This window comes from Candidatus Neomarinimicrobiota bacterium (genome assembly GCA_041154365.1).
Classification (GTDB): Bacteria; Fidelibacterota; Fidelibacteria; order Fidelibacterales; family Fidelibacteraceae; genus Fidelibacter; species Fidelibacter multiformis.
The window spans coordinates 813,697-839,417 of sequence record AP035449.1 but is presented as its reverse complement, the minus strand read 5'-3'; the positions used below and the strand labels follow the sequence as shown (position 1 = coordinate 839,417).

Below are 25,721 nucleotides of genomic sequence, written 5' to 3'. Positions count from 1 at the left end.
TTAACTCTCAACTCTATTGAATTTTTTCAATCAGGCGCTGCACAAAATATTTCCGAGTAAAGGATTCTTTGATCACGGCATAGCCTGCTTTTCCCATGGCCGCGCACTTTTCCCGTTTTGTGGACAGATCACTAAGGACCCATGCCAGATCTTCGGCATTGTGATCGGGAGGCAGGACGATACCGCAGTGGTATTTTTGAATAAAAGCCGCCGCTTCTCCCGGGATATTGGTGACCAGGGGAATTTTCCGGGCCAGGTATTCAAACATCTTGCTGGGCAGGGCATTGGTAAACAGATCCACATTCTTCAGGGGTACGAGTCCTACATGGGCAGCACTGATGATAGAGGGCATTTCGGACCGGGCCTGGGATTCCACAAAGATGACATTTTTCAGTCCTGCCTGCACGGCTTCTTTTTCCAGTTCGGTCTTTTTAACCCCGTCCCCCACAAAAACAAACATGATCTCTTCACGGGATTTCAGCAATTTCGCCGCATCGATTATCCGGTCCAGCCCCTGGGCAATGCCCATATTCCCGCTAAAAAGGACCACAAATTTCCCCTCAATGGCATTTTGAAAAAAGACGGGCCTGGACGCTTCAGTGAGCATAAAATCGGGCACCCCGTTGGGAAGATCCACAAAATCCGCTTTACTTTTGATTTTAGCGGCAATTCGCTCCCTGAAACCCGGGACCGCCAGGGAGATGGCTGTGGCTCCCCGGTAAACCCACCGTTCCAGTCCCTCCAGAATGCGGATAAAAAATCTGTTTTTCATGGCATCCAGCTCAATCACCGAATCGGGCCACAGATCCCTTACATCCAGGATATAAGGCACCCGCCGGAGTCGGGAGATAATCCGCCCTGCCACAGCCGTGGTCAACGGCGGCGAGGTAACCCAGATGACATCCGGCTTATCAATCCATAAAGAGCGCCAGATACCTGAAAGCATGAATGAGAGATAAAAAAAGGAGCGGTCTTTATTGGTGGAGCGTTTATTCACAATCACCCAGGACCGATACACGTTGATCCCGTTCCAGATTTCCACATTTTTACTTTTCACATTCCGGCGGATAAAGTATGCCGGACGCTCACACACCACGCTGACCTTAAAGCCTGCTTCTTTTAATAAAAGGGCGTAATCACTCATCCGGGATGCAGCCGCACCGGCTTCCGGGGGAAAATACTGGGTAAGGATTAAGACGTGGGGGGATGAATTCATGAAAGACGGGTCACTTTATTTTCAGAAAGATAATAGGTTTTACCGCATTTTGAACAGCTTGCATTTCCTTTTTCATCAAAATTAAGCCGGTTGGCGCATTCACACACCCAGCCGATGCGCCTTGCAGGTACCCCTACCATGAGGGCATGGTCCGGCACATCTTTGGTAATCACCGAACCGGCACCAATAAAGGCATAGCGACCGATGGTTATGCCACAGACGATAGTGGCATTGGCGCCGATGGAGGCGGATTTTTTCACCAGGGTTTTATGATAGAATTGTGATCCCCGCTGGGGAAATTCACTCCGGGGATTGAGGACGTTGGTAAAAACCATGGAGGGACCGCAGAAGACATAATCCTCCAGTTCCACCCCTTCGTAAACGCTTACATTATTCTGGATTTTTACCTGTTTCCCGATGATCACGTTGTTGGCGACGTTGACATTTTGTCCCAGGGTGCATCCAGGACCGATTTTTGCTCCCTTCTGCACATGGGAAAAATGCCAGATCTTTGTCCCTTCACCGATTTCAGCACCGTCATCCACATAGGATGACTCATGAACAAAAACATTTTTTTCTTCAGGCATACATGCTCCGGATTTAGAGAGGCAGGCTGACCCGCTTAGCGGTTTTGGCAGATTGATAAATGGCCAGGATCAGTTCAAGGGATTTGCGTCCGCTCCGGCCGTCTGTATTGGGTTCACTCTCCCCTTTCAGGACTTTAATTACATTTTCATAATAGGGAATGTGTCCGAACCCATACACATTGGGTGGATTGTAATTACTTTTTTCGATAATGGCATCATCGTCGTCATATTCGGCAAATTCCCATTTCTCGATTTTATTGATGGCCACACCACCCACTTTCACCGTTCCCTTTTCACCGATAATCGTAATGGATCCTTCAAAATTCTTCGGATAGGTCAGCATGGTTACATTCATATTTCCGATCACACCGTTGCGGAAGCGGAGGATGGCAGAACCTGTGTCTTCAGCCTCGATATGGCGGGCCAGGGTGGCTGTTTCGGCCATCACGTGGTCTACGGGACCGATAAGCCACTGGAGGGCATCCACATAGTGGGACGCCTGATTCATAAAAGCGCCGCCGTCAAATTCCCAGGTCCCGCGCCATTTGGCCATATCATAGTATTCCTGGGGCCGCATCCAGAACACATTGCTCTGAACCATATAAATCTGTCCAAACCGGTCTTTATCCAGAGCCCGTTTCAGCAGTTGCATGGTGGTGTTCAGGCGGTTTTGTTTCACCACAAACAGGTGTACATCTTCATCATCGCAGGTATGGATCAATTCATCCACGGAAGGCAGGGTAATGCCCATGGGTTTTTCCGTAATCACATGGCAGCCTGCCCTGGCCGCCTGAATCCCATGAGCCGGATGGAGGCCGCTGGGTGTACAGACAGACACCACATCAATATCCCCCCGGTTCAGCATCTCAGTATAATCCGTATACCAGTCCACCCCTTGCTCTTTACCTGCCGTCTTTGCCCGCTCTTTCACGATATCGCAGACCGCTACCAGCTTTAAATCATCTGAAAAGTGTTTAATCGACTCAAAATGGTTTTTAGAAATCCGTCCACAACCGATAAGGGCAATATTCAACATATTTCAACCTTCTCTTTCAACATGCTTCAGTATCATTCACCTGCTGATTTAACGGAGTAATTTAGTAAATATGGGGAGGATAAGATAGAATTCTTTCAGGGGGAGAGAGGGTGCAGAGGAGAGACCTCCCGCTGAGGTCGCTGGGATGCGGAGAGAATGGCGATACGAGGGAGAGATGGAGAGACTAGGATAGAGAGCGCAGAGGGGGTACCTCCCGCTGAGATCGCTGGGATGCAGTGAGAATGGCGATACGAGGGGGTGATGGAGAGACTGGGATAGAGAGCGCAGAGGGGGATACCTCTCGCTGAAGTCGCTGGGATGCGGAGAGTAGCTGAAGAAAAAAATGAAATCCTTCAATAACTTATGAATATTTTCCTCTTTCATTATCTTTTCCTGTTACTTGGGGTTATTGTATGTTATATTTATTAGACTAAACGTAATAAGCTAATCAAGGAGGTTTTCATGAAAAAGAAAGTACTCGTTTCCGTTGTTCTTTTAATGTTACTCTCGATTGCATTAATTGCAGCACCTTACCATGATGCACAAAATTATGGAAAAGTTGGTCGTTTGTATCCATCAGACACAGGATATTTTTTCACATTAAAGGGTGGAAAAACGGATATGAATCCTAAAAACGATTATTATTTAATTCATCGGACCCATAAAAACTATGAGGCGATTACTGATCTTCTTTTCCGGGCTGCTGAACAAGGATGGAAAATCAGTGTCCGGACAGAAGAATCATTGGATTCTAATGGTCATGCAAGAGTAATGTATATTGTTTGTGATACAAGCAATTAAATACTAAATAACACCATCATTTTAATCCTTATTGTCATAGAAAAGCATAGAAACGTTTCCTATAAACCAGAATGCATCCAAGGCATCGCATATACCGTTTTTATAACGAAAGTGCCGGCTTTTCAATAATGCTTTAATTTTTTTCTGGGCGAGTGTATCTTCTTCTGTAAACGACGGCCATTGATGCGCAAAATAATACGCATAGCGATTAACGGGATATCGGCGATCAAGAGGATTTAACTCATTTTTTGCAGTTCCATCCACATGGGGATAACATTGTAGTACGCCATTTGTATCAAAGACAAGCATTCGATTTAGTGTCTTATTTATCGCCAAATAATACTTATCAAAGTCTTCATAACCAAATTGGATTAAAGTATTCAGTAAAATCAGGTCTGATGTGGCATGAGATACATCTTGAATATCCCAGGGCATGATAGAATTCAGATTTTTTTCCCATATACAGGCACCGGAATCATCAATAGTAAAAATTTTTTTAGCTTCAGCAATTATTGATTGCAGTATATCTTCTTCCTTAGCTGTCAAACCGTACAGTGTTTTTTTATACAATAAAACAGCTCCAACAGGTGTTACCTGACTAAACTCAAGAGGCTGTTTTGTATTTTTATATGCTTTGGGATATTTTTCCGAATTGGTGTATGCATACACAAACCATCCATTTTCCCAATCTTCAAGCATTTGGTTTAATACATCATTGGCATACTTGATCCAATATTGAAATAATAATGAAAGTTCTTGATTGAGAATCTCTTTCTGATACCACGCATACTCAAAATAGGGCAAAATAATCAATGAGTTATGAATGATATAATTATATCGCAAAGGTGGAAGATGCTCTATAAGTGAGCTTTTAGGTGAATAACGTCCCCTTACAATCCAACCGGGAATTATATCTCCCCTTATCTGATCGTCATACAATCCACTGTCCTGAAGTGCACTATTTGAATGGGACATCACTCCTTCGGCATGACGGAGAAATTCTTCTTGCCAAAGCGCATCCCCAGTAAGCTCCCATAGCATTAACAATCCTCGCATGACAACCGATTCGCTGTAAGCAAGCATTCCATCTCTGCCTGAAACAGTTGATCCCTCCCAACTATCGTGATTGGCTTGATTTATAAACCAATCCCCATGATTCGTTTCCTCAGACCAATAGAAAGTTTTTATACTATCCAATATTGACTTTTGAGTTTCTCCTGCCATAAGCGGAAGGATGCAAGCCACTGTTAGGATAAAGATGAATATACTCTTAAAAGCTCTTTTTCTGCCCATGACCAATTATATTTTTCCTCGACAGCTTTTTTGCCGGATTGCCCGTAGTTATCTGGTTTTTGTAATACACGGAGTAATTTTTCTATAAAATCTTCAATATCCCCCGATCTGAAAATTTCACCCGCCTTCATGTCATGAACGATCCGTTTCATGGGGACTGCATCAGCGGCGACCACCGGTTTTCCAAGAGCACAATACTGAAAGACTTTATGGGGAATCGTTGTGTCCGTATGAATATTGGATCCCTGTGGAATAACACATACATCACTTTGACTCACAAACCAGGGGACATATTTAAAGGGTACCCAGCCGGTCACATGCATCCTCCCTTTCAGGTGCAGACTGTCCCTTAGTAATTCTTCAATCGTTTTCTCATATCGTCCGCCTCCGACAATCAAGAGATAAAGAGGTTCCCCGGAGGATATCAATTGATTCATGCCCCGGATGACTACATCCAAACCACGATGACTGTCCAATCCCCCCACATAGAGGATGATTTTCAGATCCTCTGGGAGATTAATATCCGAATAGGCGTTATTTGGGACAAAATCTTCCAAACGGACCAAATTGCTTACTACAGCTATGTTTTTACCCGGGTATCCATATATTTTTTCAACTCGGACTTTGTTTTCTTCGATGACAGCAATCAGCCTGTCGAATTTCGGCAGATATTTTTTCTCAATAAGCCGGGCAATCCGATAGTTTTTAATAAGATTCTCAAACCCTTTCTTTTGCCAGACCTTCAGGGCAGCGGGATAATTTTCATGCATATCATAAATTATCTTTACAGGATACCTTTTTTTAGCCCAAACAGCCATGGGTGCCAGCGGTAAATCGTGGACATGGACAACATCAATGCTATATTGGTCAATTAATCTTATCACCATTCTCCGCCATACCGGATTCAGATGAATCGGAAACTGACGAAAAGAGTTCATAATCTCGATTTTCTTACACCACGGTATGCGGTGTATGGTAGCACCTTCCCAGTTTTTCTGTGCCGCCTCCCCTCCACTGTTCTTGCATAAAAGATGAACGGTATGTCCAGCCTTTACTAAAGACCGGATTTCATTTTCAACCCGGATATCCGGCGGAAAATTGGTTTGTAAGATCATTAATATTTTCATGATTCCTTATCGGTTATTTTTATAATTTATTAAATTAGTCTGGAATAAACATATTTCAAAGGATAAGTCATGAGATTCATTCCCTCCTTGTTCATTCTGTGGTTACTGCTGACAACATGCAAACCAAATATTTCCGTCGATCAATCTTCTCCCTATTTCTATCATGAAACCCTTTTGACAGAAAAGGAACATACGGGAGGTAGTTCACCACATACATTCTCTGTTGTAAAAAATCCCTTATCTGAAAAAACTCAATATTTCGGATATGCCGGTGAACAGCAATGGGGAAATGTGGACCTGTGGATAAGTCATGATCTTTTAAACTGGACTCCCTGGCCGGATAATCCAATTATTGACGGGCAACCGGACCCGAGAACATCTCTTCAAAAAATCCGTTTCCCAAAACGAAAACCGGAGAAATACCAAATCCGCTGGCCAACCGTTGTGACTCACAGAGATACTTTTTGGATGGTTCATACCATGAATTACTGTCAGGGACCCTTTTTGATTCTCCGTTACAGCACAGATGGTATTCATTTCAAATATGACCGAATGATTACCGAGCCTTTTTCACTGGAATACGGCTATGGAACAACCAATCCATTTATCATGACGGACCCCCAAAACAGTAATTTCATCCTTTTTTATCAATATGAAGATAGTACACGGGAAGAAATCTGCATTCGGCAGGCAAATCATCCCCGATTATTAAAAAGTGCAAAGGCCATATCTGTTATTAAAACTGACTCCATAAGCTATTTTGCCAAGGCGCCGGGAGCATTCGTGGATGAGAAAACCGGCTTGTACTGGCTTTTAACGGAAGGTCATGAATCCAACTGGAACACCTATGCCTATTATGCCAGGCAGGTTACAGGTCCCTATCAGCCTGTTGGTCCCCTTCTGACGGATAATTCAGCCTGTCCGTTCCCATTCATGGATCATGATACATTAAATCTCTTTATTTGCTACCGCTGTGGAGGGGATACATTGAAAGCCGGAAAAACATGGCAGATTAATCTGGTTCGCTATGATATGGATGACTGGAGAAATTATTTTTCATTTTCATCTGTAAACGATTCAATATTTTCCAGCGAAGATAAAGCAAGATAAGTCCAGGCTTGATTCCATCTAAAAAAGGGAATTTTTACTGTAAATATGGGGTACTTTTTATACGCAAATAATCCCGGTTGATATTGCATTGTGAATAAAATCAATTCCAACACTCTTTTTAATTTGCTTTTCATCTCATTTCGAAAGTAAGGAATCTCAGCAAAAACCATTATGTACTCATTCAGGGTATGAATATTTAACGGCCATTTTCTTACACTACTATCTTTAGGGAAATTTTCGTGGGTAAACATTTGTGAAAGATAATAATCCATTCCTCTTTCAATAGCATTCTTTATCTTTTTATCTTCTGGGTTAAATAAACTGATACGATGTAACATTCTGAGCACATAACCGGTATGGAATGAATCTATTACCGGGGTTTTCATGGGAGGACCCCAATATGTAAAAGAACCATCATGACTTTGGTCAGCCAGTGTGTATTCTAAAGCATGATAACCAATATCTTTCAATGTATTGTTGTTGAAAAGCGTCCCTGCTTCCAAAAGGAACCAGGTGGAAAATAGGTTGGCATTATGGACAGTAAAGTTATCCAAAGGTGTATAACTAAAACAAATTCCTGATGAAGAATCCTGCCGATTTAGTCCTTTCTCAAAAAAAACAGCAATTTGAAATAAAAGATCATCAAATATGGATTTCCTCGTGACGTTTCGGTATTCAAGAAATGCATGACCACATATTGCCGTTACAACAGACGATGGAGTACCGGCAGGAATCAGCACCCGGCTTTGCCAATCGAATGGATAGCCCCACCCCACACCACCATATTGAGTGACTGTGTGCTTGCTTAACCATTCAAGATACGATTCTGCTGTAAGGATATAATCTTTATTTCTCAGTGATTTATAACGTTTAATATTGGCTAGAGCAAGGAGCCCAACCCCTTTGGGATTAATCTGTTTTTTTATGTTAAAGATTCTACGCGATGAAATCGGAAAGAACTCTAGAAACATGTTCAAAGGCTTTCGAACCGGCGTCCATTTCTGGCATTTTGAAATAAAATCTTTACCCTTAATATCATAGGGATCATATCCATATAAAGGATTTTCTTCAAACCATTTTTTTAAGGCAAGCAGTGCTTTTTCTCTGTCATTTTGATAAGGAATCATAATAATCTTTAAGAATCTGGACTTCTTTATCCCAATTATATTTTTCCTGGACAGCTTTTATGGCATTTCGACTCATCCTATTATAAAGATCAGGATTATTTAGAATTGTCATTACTGCTTGAGCTGCCTTATCTGGATTTGTTTCATCAACGACCAATCCAACTTGTTCTTCTGTAATAACCCGGCGCATTTCGGGAAAATCACTAAAAACAACGGGTAATCCGGCAGACATGTATTCAAATATTTTATTTGATAATGCATAATAATGGTTTTTGTTAATATTCTGAATCAGGGAAATTCCGATATCAGCAGAGGCTGTATAACTGGGTAAATCATGGAGGGGAATTTGACCCAAAAGATGAATGCGCCTCAATTTTTTGTTATCTATATAATCTTTTATTACATTAAAATAAGCGCCATCTCCCAAAATGACAAGGTGTACAAAGTCCGGTAAAAAATTCATCATCTCAAGTAAAGTATCCATCCCTCTGGCCTTGGTGACAATTCCCTGATACAGAACAATTCTTTCTTTTGATCCCAACTCCAGCTTTCTTTTTAAAACGTCAGTCCGGGAATAGACTTTTAATTGCTGACAGTTTCTTAACGGGATTGTTCCATGAATCCCATAACGCTTTTCAAGAATTAGCCCTCGGGAAGGATTTTCAACAAATACTTTATCTGCCCGCCTGATGCCATACCTTTCAATTGTTTTCCAAATCACGTGAACAGGTTTTGGAAAATTTCGATCCAGATATAATTCATGAGAATCATAAACCAAAGGAATTTTCAATTTTTTCTTGAGAATAGTACCTATAATCAATGTGTTTAAATCGTGACAATGAACAATATCCGGTTTTAGCTTTTTCCCTTTGTGAATTGCCTTTTTTACAAATTCCAGATATTTTATAAACCAGAATATATAATTTTTAGGAAGTATTGAACGGCTTTTCACTTGTATCCGAAAAACATGAATCCCTTCTGTCATTTCGACAGCCAATGTATGATCATCTTTCAAAGCAATCAAATTTACATCATGCCCTGATTCAATAAGACTTTTCCCCTCTTTCAGGACTCTCAAATCATGAGTGAATTCATTCATCAACACCATAAGTATTTTCATACAGACTCCCGGGGGACAGATTGTTTTAACATAATCAGTGAGGAAATAAAAAACCATACAAGATAATTACTGGTGATGTCTCCACTTACCATCGCATTGATCATATAATTGGTCCAAAATGCAAAGAAAAGAACGGCAATTTGTCGTTTATGAGTTTTCAAAAGAGATGGTATCAGAGATAAAGGACGCAGAAGAAACACCGCCAGAATAATCATAGCCGGAATTCCCTGCTCTGCACCGGCCTCCAGAAAAATATTATGTGGATATTTTCCAAAATAAGCGCTGAAAATCTGATACCCACCGGTTCCCCTGCCTAAAACAGGATTTTCCACAATTTGACCAATAGCTTCTTCCCATAAAGCAATGCGTTGTAAAACAGATAAACTGGCCCTTACAGAACCAAATTTATTGAATAACATATCTTTCGGTAGAATTAAAACAATCATTCCTAATAGTAGAAGAGCCGCCAGAATATAACCAAAGCGTTTCCAGAAAGTCCGTTCCTTAATGTACATGATATAAATCATAATCCCAACTAAGGTGCCTAACATGGGCCCCCGGGAACCCGACAGAATGATGATCCAAACACTAAAACCGATATACAGTAACAAAAGGAAGTGAATCCACCGGCTTTTATAGCGGTAAAACCAGTCGATGCTGATGAGAATACCCATTCCAAGCGCCCTGGCAATCCAGATGGGATTCACCCGGCCCATCAGGTCGAACCGTATGGACAGATCAGCACCACCCAGAAAAATCACATAAAGACTGATCAAGATGAGTAAAGCATTGAAATACCAGATGATATCCAGTATCCGACGAATTTTAAGCATATCTTTGAAATATAAAATCGGTATAAGAAAGGCAACCATATTGTATACAACGTAACGGTAGACTTTTGACGAAGCATACACTTTATTCGTCGTATAAAAGAATCCGGCAACAATCACCGCCGTAAAAAGAATCAGAAAATAAACGGAATAATCGTTGTGGATACCCTTGTAATCATCTTCTCTGCGAAGAAAATACAGAATGGCTCCCAATAACGTGATAAAAAGGATCAATACGGTAATGGCCGGATTTGCTCCCAGGAAAAAGGCAAATAAAAAACCTCCTCCCAAAAACAAAGCAGGACCTAGTTCCGGAATAAAATATAGCAAAAAAAGACTGATCAGCCCGATAACAGATCCCAGGGGATATATATCCGGCAGGCATGCCGTCATAATTGCATACAAATCAATGATGACAAGAAACCATATCACCTTTGATTTAAGGAGTGATGTCTGGTTTTCCAATGGTTCTGATTTTATCAAATGACCAAACTCCCAAAAGTCGTAATATTAAAATATACACCATTCCACCCCCCAAAATGGATCCTGTAATGATCATCCATACATGAGAAGATAAAGATTTTAAAAGGATGACAGCTAAAACCATGAAACCCGAGGCAGTTAATGTCTGAAAAATCATTTTCCAGGGTAATTTTATAAGCTCAAATTTTCTTACAGAATACAAAGAATAGATTATCATAAATATATAAGTGGATATCAGTGCAACACCTACTCCAATAAATCCCAACCAGGGGATGAATACAAGATACAACAAGAGATTCACGACTGCTGAAACAATGGTAATCCGGGTCATAATCAATGTTTTTTTATGCAGTGAACAGGGAAGGGTAAAATAGTGCACCAAATTTGATAAAAAAGCCCCCAATGCCAGATAAGGAATCATCACGGCACCACCTATGTACTGATGACCTGTCATTAAATCCATCACAGGTTCGGCCAGCAGAGACATCCCCGCAGCCAAAGGAAAGAAAATGACAAAAAACCATCCGATAAGCTTGGTAATTAAACTCTGCACGGTCTGTTTATCAGTACTTTCCCATGCTGAAAAAATATTCGGTAAAACAGCCATCATCAGTGCCTGGAATAAAAGTGTAAGTGTACGGTCCACAATATTTTGTGAAGCCGTTAGCCATCCCAGTTCATAGGGCGCTTCCGGACGGAGAACGGGAATGATGAACCGGGCAGACAAGGTTAAAATCCATTTTGAAACCAACACCAGAACCAGCGGGAAACCATAAGAAAAAAAATGCCTGAACCGCGAAAAAGAAAAGGCAGACAGAGTGATTCCTGAACGAATCTCAGGTGATAAAAGGAAAAGCAACAGAAGGATCAAAGCAATAAGACTGCCGGACCAAAAAACAGATTTTAAACCTAGCCCGGGGAAAATGACAAGTACGGTCAATAAACCCAGAAGCAGTTTTCCGCTGTTGAAAAGCTGGTCAAAAACTGTATAACGGAAAGGTTTATTCTGAATACGATAGTACGATAAAATCACCTGAATGAAGGGAGTAAAAAAAAGCATCACAACGGCAGCAATCAGGAAAGAGGAAGTCAACAATGAAACATGAGTCATAATCCCATAAATCAAAAGACTGATCAAGAAAGAAAATACCAGGGTACTGATGATAAGTGTGGACAGATGATTCCGCCGGGCAGTCTCAGTTTTACATTCCACCCAGAAGCGCATATTGGCATTGGATAACCATCCCGAGGTAAAGATACTTCCGAATGAAATAACCGACACCGCTAAACCATACTGACCATAAATTTCCGGATCAAAAATCCGGGTAAAGACCGGGATAACAAGAAGTCCCACCAATGCCGGCAGGACTTTTGTCGGTATATATTTTCCCGCTTCAGCAAAGATTGAACGGATCATCAGGATTTTAATGTATTCATACGTTTAATTTTTTCGGATGCCAGAAGATAAAAAGCAGCGAGGGCCGTTCCCAGAAAAGTGCTTACTATGACAATAATACTCCGTTTGGGCTTTGATTTTTTTTCCGGGACCACAGCATGATCCAAAATTTCAATTGAGGGAATTTCCTTGAGTTCTTCGGCCCGGTATTGTTCAACCTGGGGACCCAGATAAGTAAGAACTTTTGTAAAATATTCAATTTGCCGTTTGTATTTTTCCAGTTCGATACCTAATTCAGGAGCATTGGATAAATTGGGAATCAATTTCTCCATCCCTTTTTCCGAAAAGAACTGATCATAATGCTTTTTTAGTTCCTGCAATTCCATTTTTAACTGGACAACCCGGGGATTATCTTGATCCATCATTTTGGAGGCTACATTCAATTCCGATTCCTGCTGCATCAACATTAATTTGATTTCACCTGCTGTACTCACCCCTACGGCAATTTGATCTTCGAAACTGATAATCCCGTTTTCTTCCATGAACTTTTTAAGATTATTTTCCAAAGTGCTCAGTGAATCCAGCATAAAAAAGAGCCGTTCTTCCATAAAAATCCGGTTTTCCCGGGCTCGTTTGGTGGACAGCTCAATATTGATATCATCCATTCGTTTGACAATGTAGTTTGCCATATCAGCAACCCGTTCCGGATCTTTATCTAAAACTGAAATGTTGATCTGAAGCTCCTCCCCGATCTCCACATCCATGTTGCCTTTAAGAGCTTTGATTGTTTCCACCATCAGCTCTTTATCATAAACAGTCATCAAATCATATTTCTGAATTACATCTGTTAGTAATCTGCGGCTGTTTAAAATAGCCAGAAATCGGTTTTGATTTTCATTTCCCGGCGTTAAAATGCCTCCTAAGGCCAGATCTCCCAATACACCAATACCTGGCAACGAGGATTCGGACTTGGGGGGTAAAACTACAACCGTTGACTTATACCAAACCGGCAGAATTAAACTGATAGTGATGGATAAGATCGCCAAAATGACAAAATTTATAATGAGAATCTTCCTTTTATTCCAAAGGGTATTCCAAATCTCGATAATATTCATCTTTATTTCCTTATTTGGTCGCCGCAATCCATGTTAAGATAAGAGAAGCTGTTGTAGTGATCACACTTAATACATTGATATCACCTACAAGAAAATCGCTAAACGAACGTTTCACCTCAATCACATCACCCGGATTAAGATGAGAGTTTAAATCACTGTCACTCGACCCATCTGATCTTAAAATTTTGATACTTTTCAAAGATCCTTCCCGTGAAATACCCCCGGCAAGAGAGATATAATCATTGACGGTAAAATTCGGGTAATAAGGATACGAACCGGGTATATGAACAAATCCCACAACACTCACCGGTTCGTTTCGGTACAAAGAGATGATGTCACCACCCTTTAAACGATATGAAGAATATTCATTCGGTTTAAAATCAAATCTTTCATTATCCCGAATAACCGTGATTCCGTTTATTTTTAGATTTGATGTGTATGAGATGTACCCCTGGACAAATGTTTCAAGTGAGGTTCCAGGTTCTACGGCTATTAAGGATTGAAATTCCTTTTCACCGGTCACATGTACAATATCTTCTTCAATATTTCCATAAGGAATATAAATCCTGTCACCCATTAAAAGCATTGGATTGCCATCCATATTGCCGGTCATCCTATGATGAATGACATTAATGGTGTCAACCTGACCATTGTTATGATGAATTTGCACGGCATAAAGTCGGGCCGTGGGTTTTATTCGGTGTCTCATTAAAATATCGGATAATCTTGTATTTGCAAAAATAGTCACCACTCCCGGTGCTTCCAGTGCACCTGTAATGGGAATGTTCAGTCGTTTAATCTGAGATAAACTCACGGATATTTTTGCTTTGGGGTATTGAAGCTTTATGAGTGATTGGATATGAGATACAGCCTGATTTAATGTCATATCTTTTACATCTGCCTTCCCAGTGCCCGGCAGATGAATACTACCGTCCGGACCTACGGGAACCTGATAAAAAGCTTGTTCCATAGATAGAATAGACACACTGAAAACATCACCAGGGCCGATAATGTAGTCTTCGGTAATTGGTCCTTCCCACCCAATATTCGTATTGAGTAAGGACATGCCTTCATATTCCGGTAACCCTTCTTTCTCTTCAGCAACCTCTTCCTGTGCCTTACTCTGCCCCCCCAGTGGCTGCATCCTCTGCTGGGCTATGAGGCCGGTGGACAGCGAGATAATCACCATCAGGATTTTCAGACTTCGATTTTTCAAGCGTTCAATCCTCCTTTATACCCCAATCTCAGGACTTTTTCCGCGGTGTTTTTCAACCCCTTGGTGGCATTCCGGGTGTCGATGACCAATTTGGCATGATCTACGACCTTTTGATAATCCACAGCCGTATGATCGGTGGTGATGACGACACAATCCATTTCCTTCAAAAGGTCTGTCGTCAGTGGTGCCGATTCCACGTAACCCGCTCCGTCCAGTTTGAATAGGGGACAGTGGGGATCATGGTAGATAACCTCCGCCCCTTTGTCCACAAGGATGTTGTAGATATCAATGGCCGGGGATTCCCGCAGATCGTCAATGTCTTTCTTATACGCCATTCCCAGAAGGAGTATTTTTGATCCGTTAATGGCCTTTTTATGATAATTGAGTCCCTCAATCACCGATTCAATCACATATTCAGGCATGCTGGTATTCACTTCCGCCGCCAGTTCGATAAAACGGGTTTTGTAATTGAGGGTCCGCATTTTCCAGCTCAGGTAGTGAGGATCGATGGGGATGCAATGCCCACCTAATCCCGGTCCCGGAAAAAATTTCATAAATCCGAAGGGTTTGGTACCGGCAGCTTCAATCACTTCCCATACATCCACTCCCAGGCGGTCGCAGATGATCGCCAGCTCATTCACCATCCCGATATTGATCATACGAAAGGTGTTTTCCAGAAGTTTGGCCATTTCCGCCGCTTCCGCGCTGGCCACAGGCACCATCTGATCAAAGATCTGCTTGTATACCGCCATGGCGTGCTTCGTGCACTCTTTTGTGATGCCACCAATCACTTTGGGCGTGTTTTTTGTATGATATACCGGGTTTCCGGGATCTACCCGCTCCGGTGAAAAAGCTAAGAAAAAGTCCTTTCCTACCTTTAGCCCTGTCTCTTCCAGGTAAGGCAGCATGTATTCCCTTGTCGTCCCGGGATAGGTGGTAGATTCCAGGATGACAACCAGATCTTTATGCAAATACCGGGTGATTTCCTGCATGGCAGACGAGATGAAGGACATATCCGGATCCCGGAGTTTATTCAGGGGTGTGGGGACACAAATACTTACATACTCCAGCTCTTTTATGGCGGAAAAATCCGTTGTCGCCGTCAGATATCCATCTGTGACAACCTGCTTTAAATCTGCATCAGCAACATCCCCGATATAGTTCTGCCCCTCATTGACTTTCTTAACTTTTTCGGGATCAATTTCAATCCCTGTCACTTTAAATCCCGCTTTGGCAGCTTCCACGGCGAGGGGAAGGCCCACATACCCAAGCCCGATGACTCCAAAGGCTACGTTCTTTGTCTGTAATTTCTCATAGAATGTCATGTTTCTCCCTGCTTCCTTCAGATCAATGGTTCACATTGAAGCGTCAATTGTGTTGGTTAACCGGTTCATTCCAATCTACCGGCTGCTGTACTGTTTTTCATAGTAGTTCAGATACTCGCCACTGCGGACCCGTTCCCACCAATTCCTGAAATTTACGTACCAATGGACAGTTTCTTCAAGTCCCTTTTCAAAGGTATAGGAGGGTGTCCAACCCAGTTCATTTTTAATCTTTGTGGCATCAATGGCATAGCGCCGGTCGTGGCCGGGGCGGTCTTTTACATAGGTGATAAGCGATTCGGGTTTTCCCAAAATCAGAAGGATTTCCCGGACAATATCAATGTTCTGCCATTCGTTATTCCCGCCGATATTGTAGATTTCGCCCGGTTTACCCTTTTCATACACGCAGAGGAGGGCTTCACAGTGATCCTTTACATGGAGCCAGTCCCGGATGTTTTTCCCGTCCCCATATACCGGCAGGGGTTTATCCTCCAGGGCATTGGCAATCATGAGGGGGATGAGTTTTTCCGGAAACTGGTAGGGACCGTAGTTATTGGAGCACCGGGTTATCAAAGTGGGATATTCATGGGTTTTCCAGGCGGCGCGGACCAGAAGATCGGCGGCGGTTTTGCTGGCAGAATAGGGGGAGTTGGGTTTTAGAGGTGATGTTTCCGTGAAATAACCGTCCTTTCCCAGGGAACCGTACACCTCATCGGTGGATACCTGTAAAAAGCGTTTCACCCCCGTTGCCCGGGCGGCATCCAAAAGGATCTGTGTTCCCAACACATTGGTTATTACAAAGGGTGCGGCACTCATAATGGAGCGATCCACGTGGGATTCTGCCGCAAAGTTGATGACCCCGTCAAAGGTTTCCTGCTGAAACAAATCTTTCACACATGTTTCATCACTGATATCCCCACGAATAAAATGATACCGGGGATCGGCTTCCAGATCCTGAAGATTTTCCGGATTTCCGGCATAGGTGAGTTTATCCAGGTTATAGACCTCATACCCCTCTTTTTCCGTGAGAAGCATCCGGATAAAATTACTGCCGATAAATCCCGACCCGCCGGTGATTAAAAGTTTAGAGTTCTGCATGATCAATATTCCTTAAACGTGGTTGATTTTTATCTTTCTCAGATAGAATGGGAGATTCAATTCCCCAGTCAATATGCAAATCCGGATCGTTCCAGGCAATCCCCCGGTCGTATTCCGGTGCGTAAAATGCAGAAGCTTTGTAAAGTACCACAGCTTTATCGCTTAACACCCGGAAACCATGGGCAAATCCTTCAGGAATAAAGAGGGAGATCCCTTTTTCATCTGTCAATTCATAGAGAAGGGACTGTTTGAATGTGGGGGAATGGGGCCGGAGATCCACGGCGCAATCCAGAATCGCACCGGAAAGAACCCGCACCAGTTTTGCCTGCTGAAAGGGTTTGGCCTGGTAATGGAGTCCGCGGATGGTATTTTTCACCGAGGCGGACTGATTATCCTGAACGAAGGTTTCATGAATCCCGCCTTCGGCAAAATCCCGAAGATTCCAGGATTCAAAAAAATATCCCCGGTCATCGGCAAAGATTCGGGGTTTGCACACGACAACTCCGGGAAGTTTTGTTTTTTCAAATGTAAAGGGCATACAATAATTCCTTACCGGATATGGGCCCGGCCCACAGAGCCGTATATAAAACCTCTTTCCCGCATATCCGCCGGATCATAGACATTCCGGGTATCGAGAAAAACAGGGGATTTCAACAATTTTTTTATCTCTTCCAGATCCAGTCCGCGGAATTCATTCCATTCCGTCATGAGGATCACGGCATCGGCGCCTTGACAGGCATCGTAGGCACTCTTTTTATAATCCAGATCGGGGAAATCCCGTTTGAAATCCTTTGTGGCTACAGGATCATAACACTGAACCCGGGCACCCTCTTTTTCCAGCAGGGGAATGACCACCTTGGAGGGAGAAAAGCGGGTATCGTCGGTGTTGGGCTTGAAAGAGAGCCCGAGTATGGCAATCACTTTCCCCTTCAAATCCGGTATGAGCTCTTTCAACCGGTCCACCACCAAAGCTTTCTGATGTTCATTGGCTTCCACCACCGCTTCCACCACTTTTGTTTTGATCCCCACTTCTTTAAAAATTTCCACCAGGGCCATGGTATCTTTGGGGAAACAGCTTCCGCCATAACCGGGACCCGGATGGAGAAATTTGGGGCTGATCCGTCCATCCTGTCCCATGGCTTCCGCCACCACATGCACGTCGGCTCCCACCTTGTCGCATAAGTTCGCTATTTCATTGATAAATGTAATTTTTGTGGCAAGAAAAGCATTGGAGGCATATTTGATTAATTCAGCCGATTCAATATTGGTTTCTACATAGGGGGTTTTCCGCAAATAAAGGGCTTTGTAAACATCCTTCATGATTTCCGTAGCTTTGGGATTGCTGCTTCCGATGACCACCCGGTCCGGATGGAGAAAATCGCCGACGGCGGATCCTTCCCGTAAAAATTCCGGATTGGAAACCACATCAAATGAAGCATCCCGTCCTGCCAGTTCACGAATCAGTTCATATACCTTCCGGCCCGTGCCCACGGGGACCGTGGATTTATTCACAAAGACTTTATAACCATCGAGATTTTTGGCAAAAACAGTCGCCACAGCCCATACTGCCCTCAAATCCGCTTCGCCGCCTTCCCCGGGAGGTGTTCCTACGGCAGAAAAAACCACTTCCGAATCCCGGATGGCTTTATCAATATCCGTGGAAAAACGGAGCCTGCCCGCCTTTACATTCCGGTCTACTACCTCTTTCAAACCCGGTTCGTAAATTGGAATTTTCCCTTTTTTCAGGAGTTCAATCTTATCCTTATCAATATCCACACAGACCACATGATTTCCAAAATCCGCCAGTCCCGTTCCCGATACGAGTCCCACATACCCCGTTCCAACTACACAGATTCGCTTCACCTTGACCTCCGCTTAATTCTCTTACAACTTTGAAATATAATGAGAACCATATTGAATTCAAAGACTCCTTGTTATTCCCATCCTGCGGTTTTCCGGATAATCCATTCCGATGTGAGCAGGATCAAAACCAGAAGAATCCATAACAGATCCCTTCTGAAATCCACATGGATCACATGACGCGTATATTCTTCGTCAAAGTTCAGGAATTGTTCCCCCCGGTCCCATTCTGACAGATGAAGGGCGTGTCCGTTTTGCTCATAGGCCCATTCCCGCAAAGTTTTCATATTACAACCGGTGATCAGCCGTTCAGGATTCAGGTCGCTTACCGGCAGCTTCAGGGAATCAGTACCGGCTTTTTCCCCCTGAAAATAAATGTCCAGCATTGCCTGATAGTATCCGGGTTCCAATCCGGGGAGAGACACATGGGTCACAGGCTGATCAAGGGTCAGCAGGGATGAATTCCACACCAGGGAACCGGTACTGTCTGTCAGTGTAATCCTTCCGGAAGCAGCTCCCGGGTTTACATCCGGTCCTTTAATCACGGGAATTTCCCCTGTTATGCCGCCATAAAGGGGATCCCTGGGCAATTCAAGCCAGGCCCACTCCTGTCGCGGAGCCATGAGAAAACGGGCGATGTTGCCAATGAGTCGCTTCCAGGCACCCACCCGGTCTGTGCCATATCCTGCCCAGGCCCATCGCCAAAAACCACATCCATTGAAAATGATATGACGGTTTTCAGACTGATAGGCTAAAACCACGACCTTTTTCTCGGCATCTTCAAGAATTGGAATTCCCTCCGCATCGGGGAAAGCGGTGACAGGCGGGAACCGGGACCAGATTTCCCGGTTAAGGACCGGACGATCATGGAGATGGGTCAGAACGAGAGTGTTGATGACCTGAAAACCGGAAACTTCCACACCTTCATCTCCCTGGCAACCCCGGACTTGTATTGCCGGGATATGGTCATAGTTTCCCGAGGATTGGCCGGGGCCTAACAACAACAGATCCGGTGATTCCTCCGGATGTTCTTTTTCCCAGCTTTCCACAGTGTAAAATTCCGGTTTTTCCGCCATGTGAAGATGATACCGGATAAAATTCACATCCGGATCAGGCGGACTGATGATAAGCACACTGGTTTGCTTCGGACGAACCGAAAGACGGGTATAACCTTTGACCGGCATGTCGTGATTCCTTTGATTTCTGAAACGCAGGGAAAGGGCCAGATAACCCTGATGTACCGGGATCAGATCAAAATTGACATCCCTGACGGAGGCCGGTTCAAATACAAGTGACCGGCTTTCAGACAAACGTTGTTGATGGCCGAACAATTCGAAGACGCCTTCAACTGTTTCTTCACCCTCATAACTTATCCGGGCACGGATTTGGGTTGAATCTCCTGCCACAGCTGTTTGTGGAAGATCCCAGGATGACACGGTAAAGCGCCCCGGTGTCAGCGTATCCCCCACCCCCACGAGTAACCAGGTGAGTTCCCGGGGAAAGGTGATCTGTGTGGCGTCCAGGCCTTTTACATTCTGTCCGTCCGTCAAAAAGACAAGCTGGTCCGGTGTGTGCCCAAGATTTTCAAGGGATGATGAAATCAGGGATTCAAAATCCGTGACGGGTTCATGAAACTCATCATATTGCGGCCAGGATCTGAGTTTTTTTCCCGACTCGCCTCCACCGTAACGGACAATCCGGGTCTCTTTATCCAGGCGCCGGGTCAGGGGATGCTGATAAAAATCCTCCAGGGATTCTGAAGTCCAGGCTGAATCCATACTGGCAGACTGGTCGAAAAGAAACAGGGATTGGGGAGTTTGATTCTGCCAACGGGTCAAATCCAGGCGCAAATCACAGATCATGGCTAAAAGGAGGAGCAACGCCAGGGTCCGGAGGGTTATGAAGACAATCCGGAGTTTTCGGGATCTCCGTGAACGGAACAGGGTAAAGAAAAGCCACAGGCAATAGAGAATCACCAGGAGGATAGATCCTGACAGGCTCCATGCGTTGAGAGTTAAAGACCCGTTATCCAGTATGGGAATGATCATAGATCCTGAGATTGGGGACCGCAGGGACGTGCAAACCCGAGGTCCACCCTTTTTCATAGTAAAGAACACCTGCAGCGGCAATCATGGCTGCATTGTCGGTACAGTATTTCAACGGCGGATAATAAAGATGGACTCCCATCTTCGTTTCCAGTCCTTTCAGGCGTTTTCGCAGCAACCGGTTTGCAGCCACGCCTCCGGCTAAAATAACATGCTTATGACCGGTTTTCAGAACAGCCCTGCGAACCTTTTCTTCCAGGACATCCACGACTGAAGCCTGAAATCCGGCGGCGATATCTGCAATTTCCTGATCGGTAAAAGATTCTTTTGTTTTGGTATAATTCAACACGGCGGTTTTCAATCCACTAAAGCTGAAATCCAGGGAATCTTTATCCAGATAAGGCCGGGGAAAAACCACGGCTTCAGGATCTCCCTTTTCAGACAGGCGGTCAATCACCGGTCCGCCGGGATAGCCGATATTCAACAGGCGGGCGACTTTATCAAAAGATTCTCCTGCCGCATCATCGAGGGTCTGCCCCAGGATGGTAAAATCCCGGATTCCCCGGACATCAATAAGCATAGTATGGCCACCGGATACCAGCAAACTCAACATGGGCGGTTTCAGTTCGGGAAATTCCAGAAAAGGGGCATAGAGGTGTGCTTCCACATGATTCACGGCAATCAGAGGTTTATCCAGTGCAATCGCCAGACCTTTTGCAAAATTGAGTCCTACCAGCAAAGCTCCCATGAGTCCGGGACCGTAAGTCACAGCGATAGCATCCACATCCGCCGGTGTAAGTCCTTCCGCCCCGGCAAAGGCCTTATCCACCACCCGGGAGATAGCTGTTTCGTGTTCACGGCTGGCCAGTTCAGGCACAACCCCCCCGTATTCCTGATGGATCAGCTGGGAATATATCACATGGGAAAGAACATCAAAGCCCCGGAGCAAAGCGACGCTGGTTTCATCACAGGAGGATTCAATCCCCAGAATCAAAGGGTTTTTATTTTCGGACAATGGCCACCTCGATGCGTGCCGGTTGTAAATCTTTCCAGTTTAAAACCTTTTCCGGAATTTTCACCTCAGGTTGATAATAAATTTTGGAAGGGATCCATTTTTTGGCATAGTCGAAAATTACCTGAATGCTGTCACTGCTCAGGGACTGAATATATTCATTGCTCCCTACAATTGTCAGAGATACAGCAGAGGGGATAAAACGGACCGTTATATTTTCCGGAGCATTTTGTGCCTGAACCGGGATATTGGTAAAGGTTCTTTCGCCGATGGTTTCCACCTGAAAAGTAATTTTCACGGTCTTCTGGCTCAGGCTGATGAATGAAGGATCGGGATTGACCAGTTCTACTTCAAGAATGGTTTCACGGTTAATATTTCCAGGCTTCAGATGCCGGGTCTCAATGGCACTGAGGGGGTGCAATTTGGATTTAGGGCCTGTGGCAACTACCGTACCGGGTTCCATCACGGGTTTTCCGGAAAAGAGATATCCCGGAGCCGGTTCCGCCGAATAATTGAGTTTCACCGGAAGTTCACGGCTGATTTTATCATCAATCAGGATGGTGAAGGTATCCGGGTAAACCACTTCCAAAAACTCCATGTCTCCCCTGGGATAATCCACCCGGTTTGGATATTTCTGATAGTATTCATTCAGGGAAACATGATACCGTTCCTGAATATTGGCCACATCCAGGATCAACGAAGGTTCTTTGAAAATCTTTGCCGTCAATAAAGCCCGGCCTTTCCCCTTGAAACGCACCACAGCCGTCGAAGGAATTATGTTTTTCAGGGTTTTATTTTCCCGGGGTTCATATACCTTAATGGGGATTTCCATATTCACGGTATAATCCTTGTTGTTCACAATCACAAACCAGACCAATACCGCCAGAAAAAAGGAAATGAGCCAGGTAAGGGACTTTTTAACATTCAGGGTTTTCATTGCAGGATAAAATTACATGATTCGCAATTTGTTTCCAACCATAACCGACAAATACAAAAAAGGCGGTTCAAGACCGCCTTTTCTGATATATCATACGCCATACGCCGGAAAATTATGCTTTTTTCCCTGCGTTATCTTCATCGGCCTCTTCTTCAGCCGTTTCTTCTGTATCTTCTGCCCCGGTTTCAACAGCCTCTTCTTTCGAATCTTCAGCCTCACCCGATACTTCAGATGTTTCTTCGGCAAGTGCTTCTTCTTCCTTCTTGTCAGCTTTGGAAGTTTTCTTCTTGTCTGCCTTGCCTTCCGCTTCCGCATCCGGTTCTTCATCGGCTTCTTCTACTTCTGGGACCTCTTCAGCTGATTCTTCTTCAGTTTTCTTGTCTGCACTTTTCGGGCTTTTCTTTTTCGATTCCGCCTCCTTTTTGGCAGGCTTTTCCTCTTCTGATTTCTCGTCAGTCTGGAGTTTATTCAGGATATCTTCGGGGATTTCGATTTTCTGAGTAGCATTTTCCTGGCTTGATATGACCTTGGCAATCTCTTTTTCTTCTTCGTTCATGATCAGGTCATCACGGGACAGGATGACTTTCCGTTCATCCCGGTCTACCTTTTCAACCCGGAGCTCCACTTCTTCACCGACTTTTACGGCTTTCGTGTAGTTTTTCCGGTCTTTCTTGCTCATGTCGCCCATGGGAATGAGTCCTTCCACATTCTCCTCAAGCTGTACGATCACGCCTTTTTCCAGAATTTTCAGGACTTCCCCTTTGGCCATGGAACCAGGTTTGTATTTTTCCTCGATAACATCCCAGGGATTGGTTTCAAGCTGTTTGATACCCAGCGAGATTTTCCGGCTGTCGGTATTCACTTCCAGGATTACCACATCCACTTCCTGTCCTTTCTGAAGGACTTCCTTGGGATGGCGGATTTTACGGGTCCAGGAAAGGTCGGATACATGAACCAGCCCGTCAATGCCCTCTTCCAACTCCACAAAAGCACCGAACTGGGTCAGGTTCCGGACAACACCTTTCACCTGCATACCTTCCGTATAGCGCTGCTCAATGGATTCCCAGGGATCCGGCTGAAGCTGCTTGACACCCAGCGAGATTTTCCGTTCTTCCGAATCAATGGAGAGGACTTTGGCTTCGATTTCATCATTCAGGTTAAACAATTCTGAAGGATGTTTGATGTGTTGTGTCCAGCTCAGCTCGCTGATGTGGATGAGTCCTTCAACACCCTTTTCCAACTCCACAAAAATCCCGTAATTGGTGATGGAAACGGCTCTTCCCTTCACAACGGAACCGATGGGATAACGTTGTTCGATCTCTTCCCACGGATGAGGTGTCAACTGCTTGAGTCCTAAGGAAACACGCTGTTTCTCCGTATCATAGTCTATCACCTTCACTGTAATGATATCATCTACTTTCACCATTTCGGAAGGATGATTGATGCGTCCCCAGGACATATCGGTAATGTGAAGCAATCCGTCTACACCTCCAAGGTCCACAAAAACACCGAAATCGGTGATGTTCTTGACACGGCCTTTCAATACCTGATCCACCTGAATCTGGCTTAAAAGTTCTTCCCGTTTCTCTTTCAGGGCTTCTTCCTTGATTTCCTTGTGGCTGATCACGATATTTTTCCGTGCTTCATTCAGCTTCACAATTTTGAAATCCATGGTTTTTCCGATATATGCATCAAAATCGGTAATGGGACGAACATCGATCTGGGATCCGGGAAGAAAAGCTTCCACACCGTTCAGATCCACAACCATACCGCCCTTAATCCGTTTGATAATCTTACCTTCAATGATGTCGTTATCGGCATATTTTTGTTTGAGGACTTCCCAGGATTTGAGAAAATCGGCTTTCTTTTTGGATAAAACCAACTGACCATGCTGATCTTCGATTTTATCGACATAGATTTCAATTTGTTCGCCGACCTCGGGGATTTTATCTCCAAACTCATCCAGGGGAATCATGCCTTCGGATTTAAATCCGATATCCACCACGACATCTTTTTCACCGACCCGGATAACATGTCCCATCACCCGCTTGTCGTCATTAAATTTCTTCAGCGTCCGGTTATAAAGGGTTTCAAGTTCTTCGTCGATCTCTTCTTTTACTTCGCTGATTTCTTCTACCTGTTCCCGTGTGACGTGTTTAATCATGTCATAGGGGTCCGCAATTGATTTTTTTTCTGCCTCAGCAATCACGGGTTCCTGAGGGTTTTCTGTTTCAACCTGTTCAACGGTTTTCTCTTCCGTCATCAAAGACTCCTTCATCGTAACATTTGGGTTTGATTCGACCTTATCAATAATCCTCTGAACCTGCTGGTCGATTGTCAGGTTCGAGGTGTTTATTTCAATGGCATCATCTGCTTTTTTCAGGGGGGATTGATCCCGGGAGGAATCCATCCGGTCCCGCATTTCAATCTGGCGCGTCACTTCATCCAGCGACAGATTCTCCCCTTTATCAGCCTGTTCTTTCAGCCGCCGTTCCGCTCTTACACGGGTGTCGGCCACCAGAAAAAATTTATAGTCTGCATCAGGAAAGACCACCGTTCCGATATCCCGTCCGTCCACCACACAATCCTGTTTTAGCCCGATTTCCCGCTGAAGGGAAACCATCTTTTCCCGAACCGCTTTCATGGCACTTACAGGACTCACGGCTTCGGTTACATCGGACAAGCGGATCCGGTCTGTAACCTCTTTCCCATTCAGAAAGATCCGGTCACCCTCCATATCCACCTGAAGTGAATCCAAAAGATCTTCCACTGCGTTGCTGTCCTGCGGATCAAGACCGGCTTCCAATACACCCAGGGTGATGGCACGATACATGGCTCCCGTATCCAGCCGGGCAATGCCCAGACGCCGGGCCACTTCCCGGGCTGTTGTAGTTTTTCCCGATCCGGCCGGACCGTCAATCGCAATGATCATAGCTTCTCCGCTTTAGCCTGTTAAGTTAGGATGAACCTTGCATATATCAAAGGATTTT

21 protein-coding genes are annotated in these 25,721 nt (G+C 44.2%); 2 read left to right on the top strand and 19 right to left on the bottom strand.

The genetic code is table 11. The features are described 5' to 3' along the window. Positions 1–13: 13 nt before the first annotated feature. The 3 genes from strainIA91_RS03595 to strainIA91_RS03585 are packed head-to-tail and all read right to left on the bottom strand — an operon-like array spanning position 14 to position 2,839. Entirely contained in the window at positions 14–1,216 is a 1,203-nt protein-coding gene (locus strainIA91_RS03595; RefSeq protein WP_400167748.1) for a glycosyltransferase family 4 protein, read from the bottom strand. Then, a complete protein-coding gene (locus strainIA91_RS03590; protein ID WP_400167747.1) occupies positions 1,213–1,803 on the bottom strand; it encodes a DapH/DapD/GlmU-related protein in 591 nt (196 codons plus the stop codon). Before strainIA91_RS03590 ends, strainIA91_RS03595 begins: the two co-directional genes overlap by 4 nt. 13 nt (positions 1,804–1,816) lie before the next feature. After that, positions 1,817–2,839 carry a Gfo/Idh/MocA family protein gene (locus strainIA91_RS03585; RefSeq protein ID WP_400167746.1) on the bottom strand — a complete coding sequence of 341 codons (1,023 nt, stop codon included), beginning with the start codon at positions 2,837–2,839 and terminating at the stop codon, positions 1,817–1,819. Between the two features lie 462 nt (positions 2,840–3,301). Between strainIA91_RS03585 and strainIA91_RS03580 the strand changes: the two genes are divergently transcribed. After that, complete coding sequence (locus strainIA91_RS03580; protein ID WP_400167745.1) at positions 3,302–3,640, top strand: hypothetical protein; 339 nt, start codon at positions 3,302–3,304, stop codon at positions 3,638–3,640. A 21-nt stretch (positions 3,641–3,661) separates the two neighbouring features. Here the strand turns inward: strainIA91_RS03580 and strainIA91_RS03575 are convergent, their stop codons facing one another. Beyond that, complete coding sequence (locus strainIA91_RS03575) at positions 3,662–4,864, bottom strand: hypothetical protein (protein ID WP_400167743.1); 1,203 nt, start codon at positions 4,862–4,864, stop codon at positions 3,662–3,664. Positions 4,865–4,887: 23 nt separating this feature from the next. Then, positions 4,888–6,060, bottom strand: a complete 1,173-nt coding sequence (locus strainIA91_RS03570; RefSeq protein WP_400167742.1) for a glycosyltransferase family 4 protein — start codon at positions 6,058–6,060, stop codon at positions 4,888–4,890. Between the two features lie 69 nt (positions 6,061–6,129). On the opposite strand from strainIA91_RS03570, the gene strainIA91_RS03565 reads away from it, so the two are divergent. After that, entirely contained in the window at positions 6,130–7,170 is a 1,041-nt protein-coding gene (locus strainIA91_RS03565) for a hypothetical protein (RefSeq protein WP_400167741.1), read from the top strand. Here strainIA91_RS03565 and strainIA91_RS03560 read toward each other — a convergent pair. From strainIA91_RS03560 to rpsA, 14 genes are all read right to left on the bottom strand, one after another. Then, a complete protein-coding gene (locus strainIA91_RS03560; protein ID WP_400167740.1) occupies positions 7,110–8,297 on the bottom strand; it encodes a hypothetical protein in 1,188 nt (395 codons plus the stop codon). The genes strainIA91_RS03565 and strainIA91_RS03560 overlap by 61 nt on opposite strands. Then, positions 8,278–9,417 carry a glycosyltransferase family 4 protein gene (locus strainIA91_RS03555; protein WP_400167739.1) on the bottom strand — a complete coding sequence of 380 codons (1,140 nt, stop codon included), beginning with the start codon at positions 9,415–9,417 and terminating at the stop codon, positions 8,278–8,280. Before strainIA91_RS03555 ends, strainIA91_RS03560 begins: the two co-directional genes overlap by 20 nt. Then, on the bottom strand, positions 9,414–10,730 hold the full coding sequence (locus tag strainIA91_RS03550; RefSeq protein ID WP_400167737.1) for an O-antigen ligase family protein: 1,317 nt from the start codon (positions 10,728–10,730) through the stop codon (positions 9,414–9,416). The genes strainIA91_RS03555 and strainIA91_RS03550 overlap by 4 nt, the downstream gene beginning before the upstream one ends. Then, a complete protein-coding gene (locus strainIA91_RS03545; RefSeq protein WP_400167736.1) occupies positions 10,687–12,147 on the bottom strand; it encodes a lipopolysaccharide biosynthesis protein in 1,461 nt (486 codons plus the stop codon). Before strainIA91_RS03545 ends, strainIA91_RS03550 begins: the two co-directional genes overlap by 44 nt. Further along, positions 12,147–13,241 carry a GumC family protein gene (locus strainIA91_RS03540; protein WP_400167735.1) on the bottom strand — a complete coding sequence of 365 codons (1,095 nt, stop codon included), beginning with the start codon at positions 13,239–13,241 and terminating at the stop codon, positions 12,147–12,149. The genes strainIA91_RS03545 and strainIA91_RS03540 overlap by 1 nt, the downstream gene beginning before the upstream one ends. A gap of 10 nt (positions 13,242–13,251) precedes the next feature. Continuing rightward, entirely contained in the window at positions 13,252–14,457 is a 1,206-nt protein-coding gene (locus strainIA91_RS03535) for a polysaccharide biosynthesis/export family protein (protein WP_400167733.1), read from the bottom strand. Next, complete coding sequence (locus strainIA91_RS03530) at positions 14,454–15,782, bottom strand: nucleotide sugar dehydrogenase (protein ID WP_400167732.1); 1,329 nt, start codon at positions 15,780–15,782, stop codon at positions 14,454–14,456. Before strainIA91_RS03530 ends, strainIA91_RS03535 begins: the two co-directional genes overlap by 4 nt. 75 nt (positions 15,783–15,857) lie before the next feature. Next, complete coding sequence (gene rfbB, locus strainIA91_RS03525) at positions 15,858–16,877, bottom strand: dTDP-glucose 4,6-dehydratase (protein WP_400167730.1); 1,020 nt, start codon at positions 16,875–16,877, stop codon at positions 15,858–15,860. Further along, a complete protein-coding gene (gene rfbC / locus strainIA91_RS03520; RefSeq protein WP_400167728.1) occupies positions 16,864–17,415 on the bottom strand; it encodes a dTDP-4-dehydrorhamnose 3,5-epimerase in 552 nt (183 codons plus the stop codon). Before rfbC ends, rfbB begins: the two co-directional genes overlap by 14 nt. 11 nt (positions 17,416–17,426) lie before the next feature. Beyond that, a complete protein-coding gene (locus strainIA91_RS03515) occupies positions 17,427–18,740 on the bottom strand; it encodes a UDP-glucose dehydrogenase family protein (protein WP_400167726.1) in 1,314 nt (437 codons plus the stop codon). A gap of 71 nt (positions 18,741–18,811) precedes the next feature. Continuing rightward, positions 18,812–20,785 carry a hypothetical protein gene (locus strainIA91_RS03510; protein WP_400167725.1) on the bottom strand — a complete coding sequence of 658 codons (1,974 nt, stop codon included), beginning with the start codon at positions 20,783–20,785 and terminating at the stop codon, positions 18,812–18,814. Next, positions 20,763–21,797, bottom strand: a complete 1,035-nt coding sequence (gene tsaD / locus strainIA91_RS03505) for a tRNA (adenosine(37)-N6)-threonylcarbamoyltransferase complex transferase subunit TsaD (protein WP_400167723.1) — start codon at positions 21,795–21,797, stop codon at positions 20,763–20,765. The genes strainIA91_RS03510 and tsaD overlap by 23 nt, the downstream gene beginning before the upstream one ends. Next, positions 21,784–22,731 (bottom strand): YbbR-like domain-containing protein, encoded by a 948-nt coding sequence (locus strainIA91_RS03500; RefSeq protein WP_400167721.1) that lies wholly within the window; start codon positions 22,729–22,731, stop codon positions 21,784–21,786. Before strainIA91_RS03500 ends, tsaD begins: the two co-directional genes overlap by 14 nt. A gap of 112 nt (positions 22,732–22,843) precedes the next feature. Then, positions 22,844–25,663, bottom strand: a complete 2,820-nt coding sequence (rpsA, locus tag strainIA91_RS03495; RefSeq protein WP_400167719.1) for a 30S ribosomal protein S1 — start codon at positions 25,661–25,663, stop codon at positions 22,844–22,846. Positions 25,664–25,721: the final 58 nt, after the last annotated feature.

What these genes read in the sequence shown, in the direction of transcription:
- strainIA91_RS03580 (WP_400167745.1), top strand. Translation starts at nt 3,302, where the DNA reads ATGAAAAAGAAAGTACTCGTTTCCGTTGTTCTTTTAATGTTACTCTCG.
- rpsA (WP_400167719.1), bottom strand. Translation starts at nt 25,663, where the DNA reads ATGATCATTGCGATTGACGGTCCGGCCGGATCGGGAAAAACTACAACA.
- strainIA91_RS03590 (WP_400167747.1), bottom strand. Translation starts at nt 1,803, where the DNA reads ATGCCTGAAGAAAAAAATGTTTTTGTTCATGAGTCATCCTATGTGGAT.
- strainIA91_RS03555 (WP_400167739.1), bottom strand. Translation starts at nt 9,417, where the DNA reads ATGAAAATACTTATGGTGTTGATGAATGAATTCACTCATGATTTGAGA.
- strainIA91_RS03530 (WP_400167732.1), bottom strand. Translation starts at nt 15,782, where the DNA reads ATGACATTCTATGAGAAATTACAGACAAAGAACGTAGCCTTTGGAGTC.
- rfbB (WP_400167730.1), bottom strand. Translation starts at nt 16,877, where the DNA reads ATGCAGAACTCTAAACTTTTAATCACCGGCGGGTCGGGATTTATCGGC.
- strainIA91_RS03595 (WP_400167748.1), bottom strand. Translation starts at nt 1,216, where the DNA reads ATGAATTCATCCCCCCACGTCTTAATCCTTACCCAGTATTTTCCCCCG.
- strainIA91_RS03575 (WP_400167743.1), bottom strand. Translation starts at nt 4,864, where the DNA reads ATGGCAGGAGAAACTCAAAAGTCAATATTGGATAGTATAAAAACTTTC.
- strainIA91_RS03565 (WP_400167741.1), top strand. Translation starts at nt 6,130, where the DNA reads ATGAGATTCATTCCCTCCTTGTTCATTCTGTGGTTACTGCTGACAACA.
- rfbC (WP_400167728.1), bottom strand. Translation starts at nt 17,415, where the DNA reads ATGCCCTTTACATTTGAAAAAACAAAACTTCCCGGAGTTGTCGTGTGC.
- strainIA91_RS03500 (WP_400167721.1), bottom strand. Translation starts at nt 22,731, where the DNA reads ATGAAAACCCTGAATGTTAAAAAGTCCCTTACCTGGCTCATTTCCTTT.
- strainIA91_RS03540 (WP_400167735.1), bottom strand. Translation starts at nt 13,241, where the DNA reads ATGAATATTATCGAGATTTGGAATACCCTTTGGAATAAAAGGAAGATT.
- strainIA91_RS03570 (WP_400167742.1), bottom strand. Translation starts at nt 6,060, where the DNA reads ATGAAAATATTAATGATCTTACAAACCAATTTTCCGCCGGATATCCGG.
- strainIA91_RS03585 (WP_400167746.1), bottom strand. Translation starts at nt 2,839, where the DNA reads ATGTTGAATATTGCCCTTATCGGTTGTGGACGGATTTCTAAAAACCAT.
- strainIA91_RS03545 (WP_400167736.1), bottom strand. Translation starts at nt 12,147, where the DNA reads ATGATCCGTTCAATCTTTGCTGAAGCGGGAAAATATATACCGACAAAA.
- strainIA91_RS03510 (WP_400167725.1), bottom strand. Translation starts at nt 20,785, where the DNA reads ATGATCATTCCCATACTGGATAACGGGTCTTTAACTCTCAACGCATGG.
- strainIA91_RS03560 (WP_400167740.1), bottom strand. Translation starts at nt 8,297, where the DNA reads ATGATTCCTTATCAAAATGACAGAGAAAAAGCACTGCTTGCCTTAAAA.